At 74.0% G+C, this 19,044-nt stretch carries 14 protein-coding genes and 2 pseudogenes; 6 read left to right on the top strand and 10 right to left on the bottom strand.

From position 1 onward, the window contains the following. Positions 1-454 precede the first annotated feature (454 nt). Positions 455-2,857 carry an ATP-binding protein gene (locus ABZ457_RS12655; RefSeq protein ID WP_359156925.1) on the top strand — a complete coding sequence of 801 codons (2,403 nt, stop codon included), beginning with the start codon at positions 455-457 and terminating at the stop codon, positions 2,855-2,857. Positions 2,858-2,898: 41 nt separating this feature from the next. On the opposite strand, the pseudogene ABZ457_RS12660 reads toward ABZ457_RS12655, so the two are convergent. Then, positions 2,899-3,154, bottom strand: a pseudogene (locus ABZ457_RS12660) (TetR/AcrR family transcriptional regulator); the annotation flags it as partial. Between ABZ457_RS12660 and ABZ457_RS12665 the strand changes: the two are divergent. After that, a pseudogene (locus ABZ457_RS12665) lies at positions 3,149-3,348 on the top strand (chlorophyllase); the annotation flags it as partial. The pseudogenes ABZ457_RS12660 and ABZ457_RS12665 sit on opposite strands and share 6 nt — an antisense overlap. A gap of 110 nt (positions 3,349-3,458) precedes the next feature. On the opposite strand, the gene nucS reads toward ABZ457_RS12665, so the two are convergent. Further along, complete coding sequence (gene nucS, locus ABZ457_RS12670; protein ID WP_359156927.1) at positions 3,459-4,121, bottom strand: endonuclease NucS; 663 nt, start codon at positions 4,119-4,121, stop codon at positions 3,459-3,461. 243 nt (positions 4,122-4,364) lie between these two features. Between nucS and ABZ457_RS12675 the strand changes: the two genes are divergently transcribed. After that, positions 4,365-4,757 (top strand): SCO5389 family protein, encoded by a 393-nt coding sequence (locus tag ABZ457_RS12675; RefSeq protein ID WP_018845390.1) that lies wholly within the window; start codon positions 4,365-4,367, stop codon positions 4,755-4,757. Positions 4,758-5,088: 331 nt separating this feature from the next. Here ABZ457_RS12675 and ABZ457_RS12680 read toward each other — a convergent pair whose 3' ends face one another. Further along, on the bottom strand, positions 5,089-6,120 hold the full coding sequence (locus tag ABZ457_RS12680) for an LLM class flavin-dependent oxidoreductase (protein WP_359156930.1): 1,032 nt from the start codon (positions 6,118-6,120) through the stop codon (positions 5,089-5,091). A 225-nt stretch (positions 6,121-6,345) separates the two neighbouring features. Between ABZ457_RS12680 and ABZ457_RS12685 the strand changes: the two genes are divergently transcribed. After that, a complete protein-coding gene (locus ABZ457_RS12685; RefSeq protein WP_359156932.1) occupies positions 6,346-6,675 on the top strand; it encodes an ATP/GTP-binding protein in 330 nt (109 codons plus the stop codon). A gap of 20 nt (positions 6,676-6,695) precedes the next feature. Here ABZ457_RS12685 and ABZ457_RS12690 read toward each other — a convergent pair whose 3' ends face one another. The 7 genes from ABZ457_RS12690 to mce form a co-directional block, all read right to left on the bottom strand. After that, positions 6,696-7,535: an ABC transporter permease gene (locus ABZ457_RS12690; RefSeq protein ID WP_359156934.1), complete on the bottom strand. Its 840-nt coding sequence runs from the start codon at positions 7,533-7,535 to the stop codon at positions 6,696-6,698. After that, positions 7,532-8,716 (bottom strand): ABC transporter ATP-binding protein, encoded by a 1,185-nt coding sequence (locus tag ABZ457_RS12695; protein ID WP_359156936.1) that lies wholly within the window; start codon positions 8,714-8,716, stop codon positions 7,532-7,534. Before ABZ457_RS12695 ends, ABZ457_RS12690 begins: the two co-directional genes overlap by 4 nt. A gap of 150 nt (positions 8,717-8,866) precedes the next feature. Next, positions 8,867-9,646 (bottom strand): ABC transporter permease, encoded by a 780-nt coding sequence (locus tag ABZ457_RS12700; RefSeq protein WP_359156938.1) that lies wholly within the window; start codon positions 9,644-9,646, stop codon positions 8,867-8,869. A 3-nt stretch (positions 9,647-9,649) separates the two neighbouring features. Next, entirely contained in the window at positions 9,650-10,651 is a 1,002-nt protein-coding gene (locus ABZ457_RS12705) for an ATP-binding cassette domain-containing protein (RefSeq protein ID WP_359156940.1), read from the bottom strand. Positions 10,652-10,809: 158 nt separating this feature from the next. Next, on the bottom strand, positions 10,810-11,748 hold the full coding sequence (locus ABZ457_RS12710) for a cellulose-binding protein (RefSeq protein WP_359156942.1): 939 nt from the start codon (positions 11,746-11,748) through the stop codon (positions 10,810-10,812). A gap of 262 nt (positions 11,749-12,010) precedes the next feature. Next, positions 12,011-15,976: a polarized growth protein Scy gene (gene scy / locus ABZ457_RS12715; RefSeq protein ID WP_359156944.1), complete on the bottom strand. Its 3,966-nt coding sequence runs from the start codon at positions 15,974-15,976 to the stop codon at positions 12,011-12,013. 169 nt (positions 15,977-16,145) lie between these two features. Then, positions 16,146-16,574, bottom strand: coding sequence for a methylmalonyl-CoA epimerase (gene mce, locus ABZ457_RS12720; RefSeq protein ID WP_359156946.1), 429 nt, complete (start codon positions 16,572-16,574; stop codon positions 16,146-16,148). Between the two features lie 143 nt (positions 16,575-16,717). Here mce and ABZ457_RS12725 point away from each other — a divergent pair, with 143 nt between their 5' ends. Both ABZ457_RS12725 and meaB read left to right on the top strand, forming a co-directional pair. Beyond that, positions 16,718-17,920 carry an acetyl-CoA C-acetyltransferase gene (locus ABZ457_RS12725; RefSeq protein WP_359156949.1) on the top strand — a complete coding sequence of 401 codons (1,203 nt, stop codon included), beginning with the start codon at positions 16,718-16,720 and terminating at the stop codon, positions 17,918-17,920. A 47-nt stretch (positions 17,921-17,967) separates the two neighbouring features. Beyond that, positions 17,968-18,921, top strand: coding sequence for a methylmalonyl Co-A mutase-associated GTPase MeaB (gene meaB / locus ABZ457_RS12730; RefSeq protein WP_359156962.1), 954 nt, complete (start codon positions 17,968-17,970; stop codon positions 18,919-18,921). Positions 18,922-19,044 lie beyond the last annotated feature (123 nt).

Genomic DNA, 19,044 nt, shown 5'->3' on the forward strand with positions numbered 1-19,044 from the left:
CGTGTGGCGCGCGCTCCACGACCTGGCCACGGAGAAGATCCCCTGAACGGCACAGTCGGCACCGCGCGACGCCGCACCCGAGCGGGTGCGGCGTCGCGCGGGCGGATCGGCGCGCGGGCGGGGCGCTGTGCGCGCGGGGCGGCGTACCCCGGACCCGGCCGGCCGCGCGCCCGTGTCCGGGGCCCCGGGGCGAACGGGGCGAGGGGTGCGAAAGACCCCGAGGGGTCCGAGACCATGACGTCCCCGGCGGGGAGGGGACCCGGCGGTTCCGCTCTTGGCGCGCAGCGTCTAGGGTTCGATCGCCCACCCTTTCGAACGACCCACCGGGCGGGCACCGGACCGAAGCGACGGCGAGCGTGCGGAAAGGCCGGGAGGGCATCCGCACATGGCTCCGGCCCCAGGGCGACGCACCTGGCGGAGCGAGGCCGGGCAACCGCATCTGGGGGCTTTCAGCATGGACAACGACAGCTTCGCCGACGGCGCCGGACCGGCGCGGCCGCCACGCGACGCCGTCATGCCGGCCGGGCAGTCCGCGCCCGCGCCCGTCCGCACCGCCAAGGTGGTCACCGGCGACCTCCTCCTCACGGTCAACCCCGTCGACGGCAGCGAGATCGAGCCCTGCCCGCCCGGACAGCAGCCGCCCCGCCCCGCCCGGCGCACCGCCGCCGACCGCGCCGACCGGACCCGCGCCGCACAGCCCCCCGTGCCGCCGGGCCCCGCCGCCCCGCCGCTGCCGCTCCTCGAACGGGACGAGGAGCGCGAGCGCCTGGTCCGCCTGCTCGGCCAGGGCCGCTCCGTGCGGCTCACCGGCCCCGCCGGCTCCGGCCGCTCCGTGCTCCTGGACGCCGTCGCCGAGGAGTGCGCGGGCCTCGCCCCCGACGGCGTCGTCCGCCTCAACGGCCTGCACCGCACGCCCGGTGAGCTTCTCCACGAGCTGTACGCCGCCGTCTACGCCTCGCCCGAGCAGCGCCCCGACCGCAACGCCCTCGCCGGTTTCGTCCGCGACATCGGCGCGGTCGTGGTCCTCGACGACCTCGAATTCGGCGGCGGCGCCCTCGACGAGTTCCTGGACGCCGCGCCCGAGTGCGCCTTCCTCCTCGCCGCGACCCCCGAGATCGCCGCGCCCTCCCCGGACTCGCCCCTGGAGGAGGTCTTCCTCGGCGGACTCGGCCGCGCCATGGCGCTGGACCTGCTCCACAAGGGCGTCGGCCGGGCGCTCACCGAGGAGGAGACCAACTGGGCCGGGGACCTCTGGTTCGAGTCCGAGGGGCTGCCCCTGCGCTTCGTCCAGGCCGCCGCGCTGCTGCGGCAGTGCGACGAACTGCGCGGCGACCCGGAGGCCTTCGAGGAGTTCGCGCCCTTCGACGCCGCCCAGGGCCGTGACGTGCCCCTGCCGACGCTGGGGGAGGGGGCCGCCCCCGCCCCGCTGCTCGCCTCCCGGCTGAGCGAGTCCGCGCGGGGCGCCCTGCGGTTCGCCGTCGCCCTCGCCGGCGAGGTCCCGCACCAGGCGCACCTGCCCGCGCTGATAGGCGACACCCACGCCGACGCCGCCCTCGGCGAGCTGATGAGCTGCGGCCTCCTCTCGCCCGTCGGCCCCCGCTACCGCCTCGCCGCCGGCGTCCTGGCCCAGCTCCGTGAGAAGGGCTACGACGAGGGCGCCGACGCCTGCGTCCACACGGCCGCCCAGCACTACGCCTGGTGGTCCGCCCACCCCTCGGTCACCCCCGAGCGCGCCGTCGCCGAGGCGGACGCGCTGCTCGCCTCGCTGACCTCGCTGGTGCCGGGCACGGAGCCCGGCCACCCCAGCACCGCCGTGCTGCTCGCCCGCAGCGCCGCCCCCGCCTTCGCGGCCGGTCTGCACTGGGGCGCGTGGGAACGGACCCTGCGGGTCGGCTCCGAGGCCGCGCGCATCGTCGGGGAGGTCGCCGAAGAGGCGTACTTCCACCACGAGTTGGGCATTCTGGCGCTCTGCACCGGCAACCTCGACCGGGCCCGGGCCGAGCTGGAGGCGTCCATCGGCATGCGCGGCGCGCTCGCCGACAAGAGCGGGACGGTGTCCGGGCGGCGCGCCTTGGCCCTCGTGGAGGATCGTTCCGCCGGTCCCACGCCCAAGCCCGAGACGCTGACGCCGGCGCCCACACGCACCGAGGACCCGGTCTCCCCGCCCCGGGGCGTCCCGGCCGCCCTGCCGCTGTCGCTCTCGGCGGCCGCGGTGACGGCCAAGCTGTCCCGGTCCGGCGCGGAGCCCGAGCCCCCGCCGGAGGCCGCGAAGGAGTCGAAGGCCGCCGGGCGGCGTCTCGCCGTCCTCGGCGGGGCCCGGCGCAACCTGGTCGCCGCCGGCGCGGGCGTGGTGCTCGCCGCCGTCCTCGGCACGGTGGTCACCCTCGGCGCGACCTCCGATCAGGAGAACGTGCCGACCGACAACGTCCGCAACGGGCAGCAGACCGAGGACGACTCCTTCGAGGAGGACTGGGACGACCCCCAGGACCCGGCCGCCGGTGAGGAGTCCGGTACGCCCGACGGAAAGAAGCCCTCCGGCACGCCGTCCTCCACCGGCCCCTCGGGCACGGCCTCCACCGGCCCCTCGTCCCCGGGCACGTCCACCGGCCCGCGGCCGTCCACGAGTTCGTCCCGCCCCGGCAGCCCCTCGGGCTCCACCCGGCCGACCAAGCCCACGCCGACGAAGTCGTCCCCGAAGCCGACGAAGAGCCAGACGCCCTCGTCGTCTCCCTCGCCCTCCCAGAGCCCGGACCCGACTCCCTCCGGGTCCGAGTCCCCGCCCGAGGAGCCGCCCGGCACCGAGACCTCGGCGGGCGGTCCGTCCGGCCCGGAGAGCGCGTCCGCGTCCGTGCTCTGACGTCGGCCGGGTTCAGCGGCCCCGTGCCCCTGAGCCGGCCGTCATACCTCGCCGCGGCACCCGGCGAGGAGGAGGGCGACCCATGCCCCTGGCGTCCGCCCGGCCGCAGCCGGGGCCGGTGATGCAGAGGTTCCCGACGGCGCGCAGGAGCGTGTAGGCCCTCACACCGGGGCGGAGTTCCCCGGTGGCGGCGCAGGCGTCCAGCAGTGACGCGCAGGCCGGGACCAGGGTGTCGAGCATGAGGGCGTGGAGGTTCTCCAGCCCCGGGTCACCGGACCCGAGCGCCGCGCCGAGGCCGAGCACACCATGGGCGGAATCGCGGGCGAGAGGTCGCCGAGACCACCGACGAGGACCCCGCCCGGGTCGCCCTCACAGCCGACGCGATCGCCGCCTGCCTCCGCGCGGCCCTCGGCCTCGACGACACCGAGTGGACCGCCCTCAACGGCACGGCCGAAGCCGGCGACGGTACCTGGAGCCTCACCGGCAAGTGAGCGCCCGGGAGTTCCGGGTTCGCGACGCCGGGCATCGTGGCCCGCCCCAACCGCCCCGGCGCACGCCGGGGTGGGCCGCGCCGGAACAGGTGGCGTCGGAACAGGCCGGGTCAGAACAGGCGGAGCTTGTCGTCCTCGATGCCGCGCAGCGCGTCGTAGTCCAGGACCAGGCACCCGATCCCCCGGTCCGTCGCGAGGACGCGCGCCTGGGGCTTGATCTCCTGGGCCGCGAAGACGCCCTTCACCGGGGCCAGCAGCGGATCGCGGTTGAGCAGGTCCAGATAGCGGGTGAGCTGCTCGACGCCGTCGATCTCGCCGCGCCGCTTGATCTCGACGGCCACGGTCGCGCCGTCCGCGTCACGGCAGAGGATGTCCACGGGGCCGATGGCGGTGGGGTATTCGCGCCGGATCAGGCTGTAACCCTCGCCCAGTGTCTCGATCCTGTCGGCCAGGAGTTCCTGGAGGTGCGCTTCCACGCCGTCCTTGATGAGGCCGGGGTCCACGCCGAGTTCGTGCGAGGAGTCGTGGAGGATCTCCTCCATCGTGATGATCAGTTTCTCGCCCGCTTTGTTCACCACGGTCCAGACACTGTCGTCGCCCTCCTTCAAGGTGCAGGGAGGTGACATCCAGTTCAAGGGTTTGTACGCCCTGTCGTCGGCATGGATGGAGACACTCCCGTCGGCCTTGACCAGGATCAATCGGGGTGCGGACGGCAGATGGGCGGTGAGTCTGCCCGCGTAGTCCACGGAGCAGCGGGCGATGACGAGACGCATGGTCGGCAACGCTACTCGACGGGCGCCACCGTGCGCGATTCGCCCCGGAAGCCCCCTTCTTGTTTGGCCGGTTGTGTTCCCAATCTCCTGGTGCCCTCAAGACAGCGCACTTACCGTGGAAGCAGGAGGTTGCCGTGCGTGCACTCAGCGTCGTCCTGCGCGTTGCCGACGCCGTCGTTCCGCCCGGTTCCTCCTTCCCTGCCCGTAAGGCCCCGTTGGCCCGGGGCCGCGAGAGGAGAACCCATGTCGCTCGACGTCTCACCGGCTCTGTTGGAACAGGCCGAGCGAGGCGAGGTCGACGAAGCTGCCTTCGTCGACTGCGTCCGGACCTCCCTGCCCTTCGCATGGGAGATGATCAGTTCTCTGGTGGCTCAGCTGAAGGTGGACGGCGGCGACTTCGCCGACAACCAGACGCCTCCGCCGGACGAGCAGGCACGTGGTCAGCTTCTGCGCGCGCTCGCGAGTGATGCCATTCGCGGAGCGCTCCAGCGGCATTTCGGTGTGCGTCTGGCTTTCCAGAACTGCCACCGCGTCGCGGTGTTCCCCCTGGACCCTGCGGTGGACGAGCGGCTCGCCCGCTTCACCTCCATCAGGGGCCAGCTTCTGAACCAGTCTCCTGAACTGCGCGACTGCTGAGATCTACCCGCTGCCGCCCCGGGTCATGCGAGACGCTCCGAGCCACGCGAGCCGCGCACGCCTCAGCACACGCTGCCCCCGGGCACAGGGGCGGTGGCACCCCACACCGCTGTACGGACGACCCCGGCCGGATCGACGGGACCGGTCGGGGACGGACGCGAGGAACGGAGCACGGGTACCGCCCCCGTACCACCCGTACCACCCGTACGAACCGCGCGCCCCGCACGACCTGTACGTCCGCACGACGCGCCCTGCCCGCCGGACGTGGTGCCCGCCCGCCCGGCGGTGCGCCGGGCTCCGGCGGGCCCGCGGCCGTGGGGCCGCGCGGCCCTCACACCAGCAGCGGCAGCAGCTCGGCCCCCGCCCGCCGGATGTTCTCCTCCGTCGCCGCGAGATCGCCCGAGCCCTCGGCCAGCAGCGCGAACCGGGTGATACCGGTCCGCTCCGAGGTCGCCGCCAGCCGGTCGGCGGCCAGCCGCGGCGGGCCCACCGGGTGCAGGGAGCAGAGGAGTTCGGTGTACGCCACGGGATCGCGCATCGCGCGCTGCCGCCCGTCGACGGTGACATGGGCGTCCAGCCCCTGCCGCAGCCAGCCGGGCATCGCCTTCACCAGCGTCTCCCGGGCCTCGGGCGCGCCGTCGGAGATCTGGAGCACCCCGGCCGACACATGGGCGGCCGCCGCGACCTCCCCGGGCGGACGCCCCGCGTCGAGGGCGTGCCGCCGCCACAGGGCGACCATGCCCGCCTTGTCCTCGTCGCCGCAGTGCATCCCGAGCAGCATGGGCAGGCCGCGCTCGGCGGCGAGTTTCACACTTTTCGGGGACGTGCAGGCGACGACTACCTCCGGTCCGCCCGGCTCTCCGCCGATCAACTCGTCCGGCCGCGGGACCACTTCCACCTCGCGGAAGGCGTACCGCTCGCCTGCCGCGCCCACCCGGGGCTCCCGCAGCCACCGCAGCAGCAGGTCCAGCGACTCGGGGAACTCCCGCTCGTACGCGGCCAGTCCGCCGCCGAAGACCTCCAGATCGACCCAGGGGCCGCCCCGGCCGACCCCGAGGGTGAACCGCCCTCCGGAGGTGAGGTGCAGCAGGGCGGCCTGCTCGCCGAGGGCCACCGGGTGCGCGCTCGGCAGCACACTGACCGCCGTGCCGACCCGGATCCGGCGGGTCCGCCCGAGCAGCAGCGCCGCCAGGGTCACGGCCGACGGGCACACCCCGTACGGTACGAAGTGGTGCTCCGCCAGCCACACCGAATCGAGGCCCGCCTCCTCGGCGACCTCGGCGGACCGCACCGCGCGGTGCAGTGCCTCCCCCTGTCCCTGGCCCGGGAACTGGGCCCCCAGTACGAACGTGCCAACGCGCATCGCCTTCTGCCTCCTTGCGGCCGACGCGGCTCTCCCCCTACCGGCAACAACGCCTGACAAGTGCCAAGGGCACGGCCGGAACGGAAATTGTTGCGATTGTCCGGTAACCGGGCGCCGCGGGTCCGTTTCCGGCACGGCGCGTACCGGCCCCGGGACGCCGGGTGCCCCTGTCCGCGCCCCTTAGGCTTGAAGCACCTGTCCGGCCCCAGCACCGTGAGGTGAGACGTGTCCCCGCGCCGCAACCGCCCCCGAGGCGGCGACAACCCGACCGGCCGCGCAGCCGAGCCGGCCGACCGGTACGGCGGGTTCGGGCGCCGCGAGACCTGGCAGGACGAGGACTGGTCGGTGCGCCATGTGGCCGGGGCGAGCGCCGCGGGCAAGACGTACCGCTGCCCGGGCTGCGACCAGGAGATCGCCTCCGGGGTCCCGCACGTCGTGGCCTGGCCCGAGCACGGCGGCGTGGACGACCGCCGCCACTGGCACAAGGCGTGCTGGAACGCGAAGGACCGCCGCACCACGAAGGTGCAGCGGTCCCGCAACGCGCCGCGCCACTGACCCGGCCGGGCCGGACCCGGTCAGACGTCCCGGCTGTTGATCACGGTCAGCGCGCCGCCGAGCGACAGGGCCGCCAGGCCGAACATGATCCAGACCGGGGTCCAGCCGACCGCCCCGGAAGAGCCGCCGGACGCGGCCTCGCCGTAGATGCCGATGAGCTGGCTGGGGATCGCGTACTCGAACAGGAACTCCTGGACGTCCGCCATGGTCTCGCTGAACATGAACAGCGCGGCGACCAGCGGCATCAGGATCACGCCGATCATGGTCGTGATCGCGCCCGCCGAGTGGCGGAGCATGCCGCCCACGCCGAGGGACACCAGGCCCAGCGCCGCCACGAACAGACCCACGCCCACGGTGGCGCGCAGCCACTCGTCGCCGGTCGGCTCGGCCGCCTCGACCATGCCGTACTGGATACCGGCGACGATCGCGGCCACCACGGTGGTGATCACGAAGACGAGCAGGAAGAAGACGATCGCCTTCGCCGCGAGCACCCGGGCCCGGCTCGGGCAGGCCGTCAGCGTCGTGCGGATCATCCCGGTGCCGTACTCGGAGGCGATGGTCAGCACGCCCAGGGTCACCACGCAGATGGAGCCGGGCAGCACGCCGAAGAAGCCCATCCCGAGGGCCGACACCTCGCCCATCCCGGCGGATTCGCCGGCCGCCGCGACGAGTGCCGCGACGCCCAGTCCGATGCCGAACATCAGCAGGATCATCACGCCCAGCGTCCACACCGTGGAGCGCACCGAGCGGATCTTGGTCCACTCGGAGGCCAGGGCGTCGCCGAGGTGGGCGTCGCGGACCGGGATCGGGGAGGTGTACGCGCCCAGCGGGGCACCCGGCTGCTGGTAGGGGGTGGTCATCGGGAGTCCTCGGGCTTGGTCAGGTCGGTCGGGGCGGCGGAGGGAGCGGGCGCGGCGGCCGGGGGAGCGGTCGGCGGGGCAGCGGGCGCGGCCGGCGGCTGGGGTGCCGGGGCGGGCGCGCCGGGGGCCACGGCCGCGTACGGGTTCTCGCCGGGCGCGGGCGGCGGCGGGGCGTACCAGCCCTGCTGCGGCACCTCGGGGATCTGCGGCTGCGGCGGCACATGGCCCGCCGGCAGCGGCTGCATCAGACCCGCCTTCTGGTCCTCCGTCGAGCGGTAGTCCACGGCGCCCTGCGTCAGCCGCATGTACGCCTCCTCCAGGGACGCCTGGTGCGGCGACAGCTCCCAGAGGCGGACGCCCGCCTCGTGCGCCAGATCGCTGATGCGCGGCAGCGCGAGCCCGGTGACGCGCAGGGCGCCGTCCTGCTCGGGCATGACCTGGCCGCCCGCCTCGGAGAGGGCCGCGGACAGCTTCTCCCGCTGCTGCGGCTCGGTCTCCGGGGTGCGCACCCGGGCGAAGCCGGCCGAGTTGTGGGCGATGAAGTCCCGCACGCTCATGTCGGCCATCAGCTGACCGCGGCCGATCACGATCAGATGGTCGGCGGTCAGCGCCATCTCGCTCATCAGGTGCGAGGAGACGAAGACGGTACGGCCCTCGGCGGCGAGCTGCTTCATCAGGTTGCGGACCCAGAGGATGCCCTCGGGGTCGAGACCGTTGACCGGCTCGTCGAAGAGGAGCACCTGCGGGTCGCCGAGCAGGGCCGCGGCGATGCCCAGGCGCTGCCCCATACCCAGCGAGAAGCCCCCGGAGCGCCGCTTGGCCACGTCCTGGAGACCGACCACGCCGAGCACCTCGTCGACCCGGCGGGCCGGGATGCCGGAGAGCTGCGCCAGGGACAGCAGATGGCTGCGGGCGCTGCGGCCGCCGTGGACGGCCTTCGCGTCCAGCAGGGCGCCGACCTGGCGCGGGGCGTTGGGCAGCTGCCGGTAGGGCAGCCCGCCGATGGTCACCTGACCGTCCGTGGGCCGGTCGAGCCCCAGGATCATCCGCATCGTGGTCGACTTGCCGGCGCCGTTGGGTCCGAGGAACCCGGTGACGGCGCCGGGCCGCACCTGGAAGGAAAGGTTGTACACGGCCGTCTTGGCGCCGTAGCGCTTCGTCAGGCCGACTGCCTCGATCATTCTCCAGCCCCATCGACTGTCGGTCGTCTCGGGGCCCTGGCCGTGCTGCGCGCAACGCCCCCCGTATGAGTGAGGAGGATATCCGGGTACCGACGGTTCAGGCCAAAGCTTTGGGCAGGGGTGGGCGGGCCGGACCCGGTCCGGGGTTCGTCAGGCGTCCCGCTTCCGCATCACCAGGTAGCCGCCGATCAGCGCGGCCGCCACCCAGATCAGCATGATGCCCAGACCGCCCCACGGGCCGTACGGGGTGTCGTCGCTGTCCAGGGCGTTGGGGACGACCTGCATGATCTTCGACCCCGCCTGGTCCGGGAAGAAGCGGGCGACGTCCTTCGCGCCGGGCACCGAGATCAGGATCTGCGAGACCAGGAAGAAGAACGGCATCAGGATGCCGAGCGACAGCATCGAACTGCGCAGCATCGCCGCGACGCCCATCGAGAAGACGGCGATCAGCCCCATGTAGAGGCCGCCGCCGACGACCGCCCGCAGCACGTTGTCCGCGCCGATCGTGGTGCGGTGCTCGCCGAGGAGCGCCTGCCCGACGAAGAAGGTCAGAAAGCTGGTGATCATGCCGACCACCAGGGCCAGCACCCCGGCCACGGCGATCTTGCTGAAGAGGAAGGTCGCCCGCTGCGGGACCGCGGCGAGGGAGGTGCGGATCATGCCGGAGCTGTACTCGGTGCCGACGACGAGGACGCCGAAGACCACCATCGCCAACTGGCCGAGAATCGTCCCCGAGAAGCTGATGAACGTCGGGTCGAAGGTGAGCCGCTCCGCCTCCGACAGATCGTCGAAGGACGCGTTCATCACCGCGCACAGGGCGGCGCTCATGGCGACCGTCACGGCGAAGGCACTGATCAGCGTCCAGGTCGTCGACGAGACCGTGCGGATCTTCGTCCACTCGGACGTCAGGACGGCGGGTACGGATGCCATGGGTCAGGCTCCCTCGTTGCGCGGGGCCCACTGCGGGGCGCCGGGGCCGGCGGCCGGGGGCGCGGCGGCGGGGTCGTCGTGGTGGTCGCCGCGGTGGTCGTCGGCGTGCGCGTGGTACTCCACGGCACCGGCGGTCATCTGCATGAACGCCTCTTCGAGGGAGGCGCGCTGCGCGCTCAGCTCGTGCAGGACGAGCCCGTGCCGGGCGGCCAGCTCGCCCAGGTCCTCCGTCGTCGCCCCGTCCACCTCCAGGGTTCCGCCGTCCGCCTCGACGGCGGTCAGCCCGGCGCCGTGCAGGGCGTCGAGCAACTGCTCGCGCTGCGGCGAGCGGAGCCGCACATAGCTGCGGGAGTTCTCGTGGATGAAGTCGGCCATCGAGGTGTCGGCGAGCAGCCTGCCCTGGCCGATCACGATCAAGTGGTCCGCGGTGAGGGCCATTTCGCTCATCAGATGGGAGGAGACGAAGATCGTCCGCCCCTGGCCGGCGAGGGTCTTCATCAGATTGCGGATCCAGTGGATGCCCTCCGGGTCCAGCCCGTTGACCGGCTCGTCGAACATCAGGATCTCGGGGTCCCCGAGGAGGGCGGAGGCGATGCCGAGCCGCTGGCCCATGCCGAGGGAGAAGCCCTTGGACTTCTTCCGCGCCACCGCCGACAGCCCCACCACGTCCAGTACCTCGTCGACCCGGCGGGCCGGGATGCGGTTCGCCTGGGCGAGGCAGAGGAGGTTGTTGTACGCGGTCCGCCCGCCGTGCATCGCCTTCGCGTCCAGCAGGGCGCCGATGTGCTTCAGGGGTTCCTGGAGCTCCCGGTAGTGCTTGCCGTCAATGCGCACCGTGCCGCGGGTCGGGTTGTCCAGATCCAGCATCATCCGCATGGTCGTCGACTTGCCGGCGCCGTTCGGTCCGAGGAAGCCGGTCACCACCCCCGGGCGCACCGTGAAGGAGAGACGGTCGACGGCGACCTTCCTGCCGAAGTGCTTGGTGAGTCCCTCAAGCTCGATCATGCGTTCACGCTAGAGGGCCGCCAGAGCACGCGCCACCGGGTTGCGCCTACGGAAAGGGCCGATTCCGGGGGTGCCCGCACGGGCGGTCCACACCGTGACGCACCGGTGCCCGGCACCCCCCGAGGGGCGCCGGGCACCGTGCGGACGGCCCGTGCGCGTCAGCGGGACTGCTGCGCCGGGACGCCGCGGGAGATCGGCTCGTCCTCGGCCGGGGTGCCCGCCGCGGCGACGGCGGCACCGGTCAGCGTGGCCAGCATCTCGCGGACGTTGGTGAGCTGGGCGTTGATCGAGTCGCGGCGGTTCGTCAGCGCGGCGAGCTCGCGCTCCGATTCGCTGCGGATGCGGTCGGCCTTGGCGTTCGCGTCCGCGACGATGTCCTCGGCCTGGCGCTGCGCGGTCTCCACCGTCTGGCGGGCGCGGCGCTCGGCGTCGGTGCGCAGCTTCTCGGCCTCCAGGCGCAGCTGCTCGGCGCGGTGCTCGATCTCCGCGAGGCGCTTCTCGGCCTTGGCCTGGCGGGAGGCCAGGTCGCGCTCGGACTGCTCACGCCGCTTGGCCAGGTTGGTCTCGAAGTCGGCGGCGGCCTGGGCGGCCTTGGCGCGGGTCTCCTCGAAGAGGGCGTCCGCCTCCTCGCGCTTGGACTGCGCGTCCTTCTGCGCCTCGGAGCGCAGGTTCTGGGCGTCGCCCTTGGCCTTCTCGACGATCCGGACGCCCTCGTCCTCCGCCTTCGCCTTGCGGTCGGCGGCGAACGACTCGGCGTCGTTGCGGACCTGCTGGGCGGCGGACTCGGCCAGCTCGCGGTGCTGCTCGGCCGCGCGACGGGCCTCCTCGCGCAGGTCCTTGGCCTCCTCCTCGGCGAGGCGGAGGATCTTCTCGACCCGCGCGCCGAGGCCGGCGTACGACGGCTCCGCGTCGTTGACCTGGGCCTGGGCGTTCTGCGTTTCGAGGTGGAGCTCCTCGATGCGCTTCTCCAGCGAGGTGATCCGGGAGAGCGCGCTGTCACGGTCGGCGACGAGCTTGGTGATGCGGTCGTCGACCTGACCGCGGTCGTAACCACGCCGCACGAGCTCGAAGCCGAAGGGGGAGGAAGTGTCGCTCATGGGGTTCCTGTCGAATGAGACCGGTGAGGTGTCGGGGGCTGTCCGGCGGGTCCTGGTCGGAAGGACCGCGACACACCGTGCCAGGCGCCGTGGACCCGACCAAGGCCCGCCGGACAGCCCCAAGAAGGAATCCTAGGGGCCGAACCGGCGTGTCATCGAGCGGATGCCGGTTTGGTCTGGAGAATGTCCAGCCTTTTGAGTGGCTGGGGGTCGGAAGCCTTGCCACTCGAACGGGTCGCGCTCGTGCGGCCGGGCCCGTCGGCTACCCGTCCGAGGACTTGCCACCCGAACGAGTCCCTCCGGCCGAGGCCCCCGCCTTGACCGCGCCCGAGCCGCCGCCGCTCTTGCCGCCGCCCGGCGCCTCGAAGGACTCCAGCGCCTCCAGCACGTCCTGGACCCGCGAGATCTCCGCCTGGATGTCCTCGCGCCGGCGCACCAGCACCTCCAGCTCCCGCTTGCCCTCGGCGATCATGCGCTCGGCCTCCTCCTCGGCCTCCGCCTTCACCCGCTCCGCCTCGCGCACCAGCTCGGCCTTCTTGGTGCCGGCCTCCTTCAGCAGGCCCTCGGCCTTCTTCACGGCGGCGATCCTGACCTTGCTCGCCTCCGAAGTGGCCTCCGAGACCAGCTCCTTGGCCTTCGCCTGCGCCTCGGCCCGCTGCTCCTCGGCCGCCTTGACCAGATGGTCCACCCGCTCCCCGGCGGACTTCATCTGCTCCGCGGTCTCCCGCCGCGCCCGCTCGTGCAGCTCCTCGATCTCCGACTCCACCCGGGCCCGGTGCTCCTCGCCCCGCTCCCGTATGGCCGCCGCGTCCCGCCGCGCCCCGACCAGCAGCTCGTCGGCGTCCGTACGGGCCTTCTCCACCAGGGAGTTGCCCTCCACGGTTGCCTCGGCGACCAGCCGCTCGGCCTCCTTGCGGGCCGCGCCGACCATGGTGTCCGCCTGCTCCTCGGCCTCGGTCGCGGCGCGCAGCGCCTCCTCCCGGGCCTTGGCCACGAGCTGGTCGGCCTGCTCGGCCGCGTCCGCCCGGCGCTTCGCCGCCGCCTCGCGGGCCTCGTCCAGCGCCCGGTCGGCCTCCGCGCGCGCCTCGGCGCGGATCCGCTCGGCCTCCTGTCCGGCGTCGGACCGGACCTGCTGCGCCTCGGTCCTGATGCGCTCCGCCGCCTGCTGGGCCGAGCCCACCGTCTCGGCGGCCTCGGCCCGCAGCCGCTCCGCCTCGCCGCTCGCCTCCGCGAGGAGCTGGTCGGCCTGGCCGGCCGCGTCCGCCCGGCGCTTGTCGGCCGCCTGGCGGGCCTCGTCGAGGACCTGCTCCCGTTCGGCCCGGACGGCCGCGCGGAGCTGCTCGACCTCGGCCTCGCCGTCGACCTTGATCTGCTCGGCCTCGGTGAGCAGCCGGGTCGCCTCCGCGTCCGCCAGCGACCGCAGTTCGGCCGCCTCGGCACGCAGCCGCTCGCTCTCCTGCGTCGCCTCGCCGACCAGCAGGTCCGCCTGCGCGGCGGCCTCCGAACGGATGCGGTTGGCGTCGTCCCGGGCCTCGGCACGGGTGCGCGAGGCGTCCTGCTCGGCGGAGGCCAGGGCGTCGGACGCCTCGGTGCGCATCCGCTGCGCGTACTCCGCGCTGTCCGTGCGCAGCCGCTCCGCCTCCGCGACCGCCTCGGCCGTGGTCCGCTCCGCGAGCGCCTTCGCGGCCTCGGTCTCCTCCTGCGCCCGCTCCCGCAGCCGCGCCGTGTCCTCCGCGGCCCGCTCCCGCTCCGCGTACGCGTCGGCGCGGACCCGGTCCGCCTCCTCCTGCGCCTCGGTGCGGGTGCGCTCGGCCGCGTGCTCGGCCGCGCTGCGCAGCCCGGCGATCTCCTCCTCGGCCTGCTCCTGGAGGCCGTTGACCGAGTCCCGCACCTGCTGCGCGGTCTGCTCGGCGGCCGTGACCATCTCGGTGGCGCGCCGGTCCGCCTCCTCGACCAGGCGCTGCGCCTCGGTCTGCGCCTCCTCGACCCGCTTGCGGGCGGAGGCCAGCAGCTCCTCGCTCTGCTCGCGGGCGCGCTCGCGCTCCTCGCCCGCCTCGGCCCGGGCCGACTCCAGGGTCTCCTCGGCCGCGCGGCGGCGACGCGCCGCCTCCTCCTGCGCGGCGGCCAGCGCCTCGGACGCCTCCGCGGCGACCCGCTCGGCGGCCGCTGCGGCCTCCGCCCGGACCCGGTCCGCGGTGTCCTGTGCCTCCGCCTTCAGCCGCTCCGCCTCGGCGGCCGCCTCGCTGTGCAGCCGCACCGCGAGGGCCTCCGCCTCCGCGCGGGACGCGGACGCGTCGCCCGCGGCCTCGGTGCGCAGCCGGTCGGCCTCCTGCTCCGCCTGTTCGGTCAGCGCCCGCAGCCGCTCCGCCGCCTCGGCGCGCAGCCGCTCGGTCTCCTCCGCGGCCTCCCGGCGGATGCGCTCGCTCTCGCCGCGGGCCTCCGCGAGGCTCTCCTCGGCGTTGGCGAGCCGGGTCTCGGCCTCGGTGTGGAGCCGGGTCAGCTCGTCCGCCGCCTCGGCCTGCCGGGCGGCCGCCTGCCGCTCGGCCTCCGCGCGCAGCTCGGCCGCGGCGGCCTCGGCGGCGGCGTTGACCGACTCGGCCTGCTCCTCCGCCTCGGTGCGCAGCCGCTCCGCCTCCGCGCGGGTGCGCTCCAGGGTCTCCTCGGCCTGCTTGCGCAGGGTGGTGGCCCGCTCGATGGCCTCGGTGCGGACCTTCTCGCTGTCCCCGGCGGCCTTCGCGCGCAGCTCGTCCGCGTCCGTGCGGGCCTTGGTCAGCAGCTCCTCGGCGGTCTTCGCCGCCTCCTCGATCTGCTGGACCGCCTCGCGCCGGGCCTCGCCCCGGATGCGCTCGCCCTCCGCGACCGCCTCGGCCCGCAGCTGCTCGGCCTCGCCGCGCAGCCGCCGCGCCTCCTCCTGGAGCTCGACCGTCTTGGCCCGGTACTCCTTGGTGTCGTCCTTCGCCGCGCCCTTGAGCTCGTCCGCCTGCTCGGCGGCCTCCCCGCGCAGCCGGTCCGCCTCCGCCTCCGCCTCGCGCCGGATGCGCTCGGCCTCCTCGGCGGCGGCCCGGGTGGTCGCCCTGGCGTCGTCGGACGCCTTGGTCAGCACCTCCTCGGCGCTGCGGGCGGCCTTGGCGAGCTGGGCGGCCGAGTCCTCGGCCGCCGCGGTGCGCGCCTTGTCGGCGGCGGCCTCGACCAGCTTCTCCGCCTCGGCGCGGGCGTCGGCGAGCGCCTGCTCGGCGTCCGCCTTCAGGGTCTCGGACTCCTTGGTCGCCTCCGCGACCAGCCGCGCGATCTCGGCCTTGGCCGTACGGGTGCGCTGCTCGTTGACCGACTCGGCCGACGAGAGCTGCTTGGCGGCGGAGTCCTTCGCCTCCGCGACCAGCTTCTCGGCCTCGGTCCGCGCCTCGCGGAGCTTCTCCTCGGCCTCCTGCATCCGCGCCTCGGCGGTGCGGCTCAGCTCGGCCGCCTGCTGGCGGGCCTGGTCGGACTCGGCCGTCGTCGAGGAGCGCAGCCGCTCCGCGTGCGAGGTCGCCTCCTGCGCCTGGCTGGAGGCCGCGTTCAGCAGCCGCTCGGCGTCCCGGCGGGCGCGCACCAGGATGGCCTCGGCCTCGGCGCGGGCGGTCTCCGCCTCGCCGCCGAGCCGCCGGCGGGTCTCCTCCGCGATCCGGGCGGCCTCCGCCCGGGCCGCCGACAGGGCCTGCTCGGCCTCGGCGCGGGACTGCTCGACCAGCCGCTGGGCCTGCGCCTCGGTCCGGGCGCGCAGCTGCTCGGCCCAGGCGACGTTCTCGTTGACGTGCGACTCGACGGTCTGCCGGCGCTCGGCCAGCTCCTGGTCCAGCCGCTGGCGGCGCTGCACCGCCTCGGCGTGCAGCTCGGCCTGGAGCCGGGCCTGGTGCTCGGCGTGCTCCTGGAGGATGCGCTGGGTCTGGGCGCGGGCCTCGCGCAGCTCCCGCTCGGCGTCCGAGCGGAGCTGGTCCGCCTGGATCTGGGCGTTCCGCAGCAACTGCTCGGCCTGGTAGCCGAGGTCGCCGTTGTCGTAGGCGGGACGGGAGGCGAGATTGCGGCGCGCCTCGTGCAGCTTGGCGCGCAGCACCTCGACCTGGTAGCCGAGGTCGTCGGCATGCTGGACGGCCTTCTCCCGCTCGGTCTTCAGCCGGTCCATCTCGGCTTCGAACCGCGAGAGGTGGTCTTCGTCAGCTCGGTGGCTCTCCTGGCGTTCGTAGCCCCGCACTACGCGGTCCCATCCGTCCCCTGGTCGCAACTGTCTCCGTACGAGCACCGCTCAACCCGCGAACGGCCCCCCCGGGGAATGGTGACAGATCGACGACGGGGACGCGGCACGGCCCCGAACCCGGCCCCGGCCCGGAACGGCCCACTCTACCGGGCCGGGAAAGGGTCGGTCAGTGGTCCGTTGCAGAGGTGACCAGTTCGGTCAGCACGCCGTGGCAGTCCTTGGGGTGCAGGAAGGTGATGCGCGAGCCCATCGATCCGATGCGCGGCTCGTCGTACAGGACGCGTACGCCCTTGCCCCGGATCGCCTCCGCGTCGCCGTCCACGTCCGCCGTGCCGAAGGCGATGTGGTGGACGCCCTCGCCGTTCTTGGCCAGCCATTTGCCGACCGCGGAGTCCTCGCGGGTGGGCTCCAGGAGCTGGAGGTAGGAGGCCCCGCCGTCGGAGGTCCCGTTGATCTTGAGCATGGCCTCCCGCACGCCCTGCTCCTCGTTGACCTCGGTGTGGAACACCTCGAAGCCGTAGGTGGCCCGGTAGAACTCGACGGTCCTGTCGAGGTCGAAACAGGCGATCCCGATGTGGTCGATTCGCGTCAGCATTCCCTCAGTGCAGCGCTCCCGGCCCGGTTACGCAACGTGCGCGCGATCACACCGGCTCGCCGGTGACCGGGGGCAGTACCGCTCAGTACATTGAAGTAAACCCTCGTTCACTCCTCAGCCCCGGCTGAAAGGGGATCGCGCACATGTCTGGAACGACCGGTACCACCTCCGTGATCGTGGCGGGCGCCCGCACACCCATGGGCCGGCTGCTCGGCTCCCTCAAGTCCTTCTCCGGGGCGGACCTCGGCGGCTTCGCCATCAAGGCCGCCCTCGACCGCGCGGGCATCGGCGGCGACCAGGTCCAGTACGTGATCATGGGCCAGGTCCTCCAGGCCGGCGCGGGCCAGATCCCGGCCCGCCAGGCGGCCGTCAAGGCGGGCATCCCGATGAACGTCCCGGCGCTGACGATCAACAAGGTCTGTCTCTCCGGCCTCGACGCCATCGCCCTCGCCGACCAGCTCATCCGCGCGGGCGAGTTCGACGTGGTCGTCGCCGGCGGCCAGGAGTCGATGACCAACGCGCCGCACCTGCTGCCGAAGTCCCGCGAGGGCTACAAGTACGGTGCGATCGAGATGCTGGACGCCATGGCCCACGACGGCCTCACCGACGCCTTCGAGAACATCGCCATGGGCGAGTCCACGGAGAAGCACAACACCCGCCTCGGCATCCCGCGCGACGTCCAGGACGAGATCGCCGCCCTCTCCCACCAGCGGGCCGCCGCGGCGCAGAAGAACGGCCTCTTCGAGGCGGAGATCACCCCCGTCGAGATCCCGCAGCGCAAGGGCGACCCGATCCTCTTCGCCAAGGACGAGGGCATCCGCGCGGAGACCACCGCCGAGTCCCTGGGCAAGCTGCGTCCCGCCTTCGCCAAGGACGGCACCATCACCGCCGGCACCTCCTCGCAGATCTCCGACGGCGCGGCCGCGGTGGTCGTGATGAGCAAGGCCAAGGCCGAGGAGCTGGGCCTGGACTGGATCGCCGAGATCGGCGCCCACGGCAATGTGGCCGGCCCGGACAACTCCCTCCAGTCGCAGCCGGCGAACGCGATCGCGCACGCCCTGAAGAAGGAGGGCCTCCAGGTCGCCGACCTCGATCTGATCGAGATCAACGAGGCCTTCGCCGCCGTCGCCCACCAGTCCATGAAGGACCTCGGCGTCACGGCGGAGAAGGTCAACGTCAACGGCGGCGCCATCGCGCTGGGCCACCCGATCGGCATGTCCGGCGCCCGGGTGGTCCTCCACCTGGCGCTGGAGCTGAAGCGGCGCGGCGGCGGCACGGGCGCCGCGGCCCTGTGCGGCGGTGGCGGCCAGGGCGACGCGCTGATCGTCCGCGTCCCGGCCAAGTAGTCCCGACCAGCACGGCCGAGCCGAGGAGCAGGAGCACAGCAGTGACAGTGGACGTCCCCCAGCTCGTCGCCCAGGCCCGGGAGGGCAGGCCCCGGGCGGTGGCCCGGCTGATCTCACTCGTCGAGGGGGCGTCCCCGCAGCTCCGCGAGGTCATGGCCGCGCTCGCCCCGCTGACCGGCAACGCGTACGTGGTGGGGCTGACCGGCTCGCCGGGCGTCGGCAAGTCCACCTCCACCTCGGCGCTGGTCAGCGCCTACCGGCGGGCCGGGAAGCGGGTCGGCGTCCTCGCCGTCGACCCGTCCTCGCCGTTCTCGGGCGGCGCGCTCCTCGGCGACCGGGTCCGGATGTCGGACCACGCCTCCGACCCGGGCGTCTACATCCGCTCCATGGCCACCCGGGGCCACCTGGGCGGCCTCGCCTGGGCCGCGCCGCAGGCCGTCCGCGTCCTCGACGCGGCCGGCTGCGACGTGGTCCTGGTGGAGACCGTGGGCGTGGGCCAGTCCGAGGTGGAGATCGCCTCCCAGGCGGACACCTCGGTGGTCCTCCTCGCCCCCGGGATGGGCGACGGCATCCAGGCGGCCAAGGCGGGCATCCTGGAGATCGGCGACGTGTACGTGGTCAACAAGGCCGACCGGGACGGCGCCGACGCCACCGCCCGCGAGCTCAACCACATGCTGGGCCTCGGCGAGGCCCGCGGCCCCGGCGACTGGCGCCCCCCGATCGTCAAGACGGTCGCGGCGCGCGGCGAGGGCGTGGACGAGGTCGTCGAGGCGCTGGAGAAGCACCGCGCCTGGATGGAGGAGGGGGGCGTCCTCGGCGAGCGGCGCACCCGCCGCGCGGCGAAGGAGGTCGAGACGATCGCCGTCACCGCCCTGCGCGAACGCATCGGCGACCTGCGCGGCGACCGCCGCCTGGGCGCGCTGGCCGCCCGGATCACGGCGGGCGAACTCGACCCGTACCGGGCGGCGGACGAGCTGGTGGCGGGGCTGACGGAGTCCTGACGGCCCCGCCGCCGGGCGGGGCAGCCGACGTGGCAGCGGCCCGGCGGGGGGCGGGGGGCGCCGGGGGCCGGGGTGCGCCCTGCCGGCCGGGGGCGGGGGGGGGCGGGGGGGGGCGGCGCCCCC

The sequence above is a fragment of the Streptomyces sp. NPDC005805 genome, assembly GCF_040630445.1.
Lineage (GTDB): Bacteria > Actinomycetota > Actinomycetes > Streptomycetales > Streptomycetaceae > Streptomyces.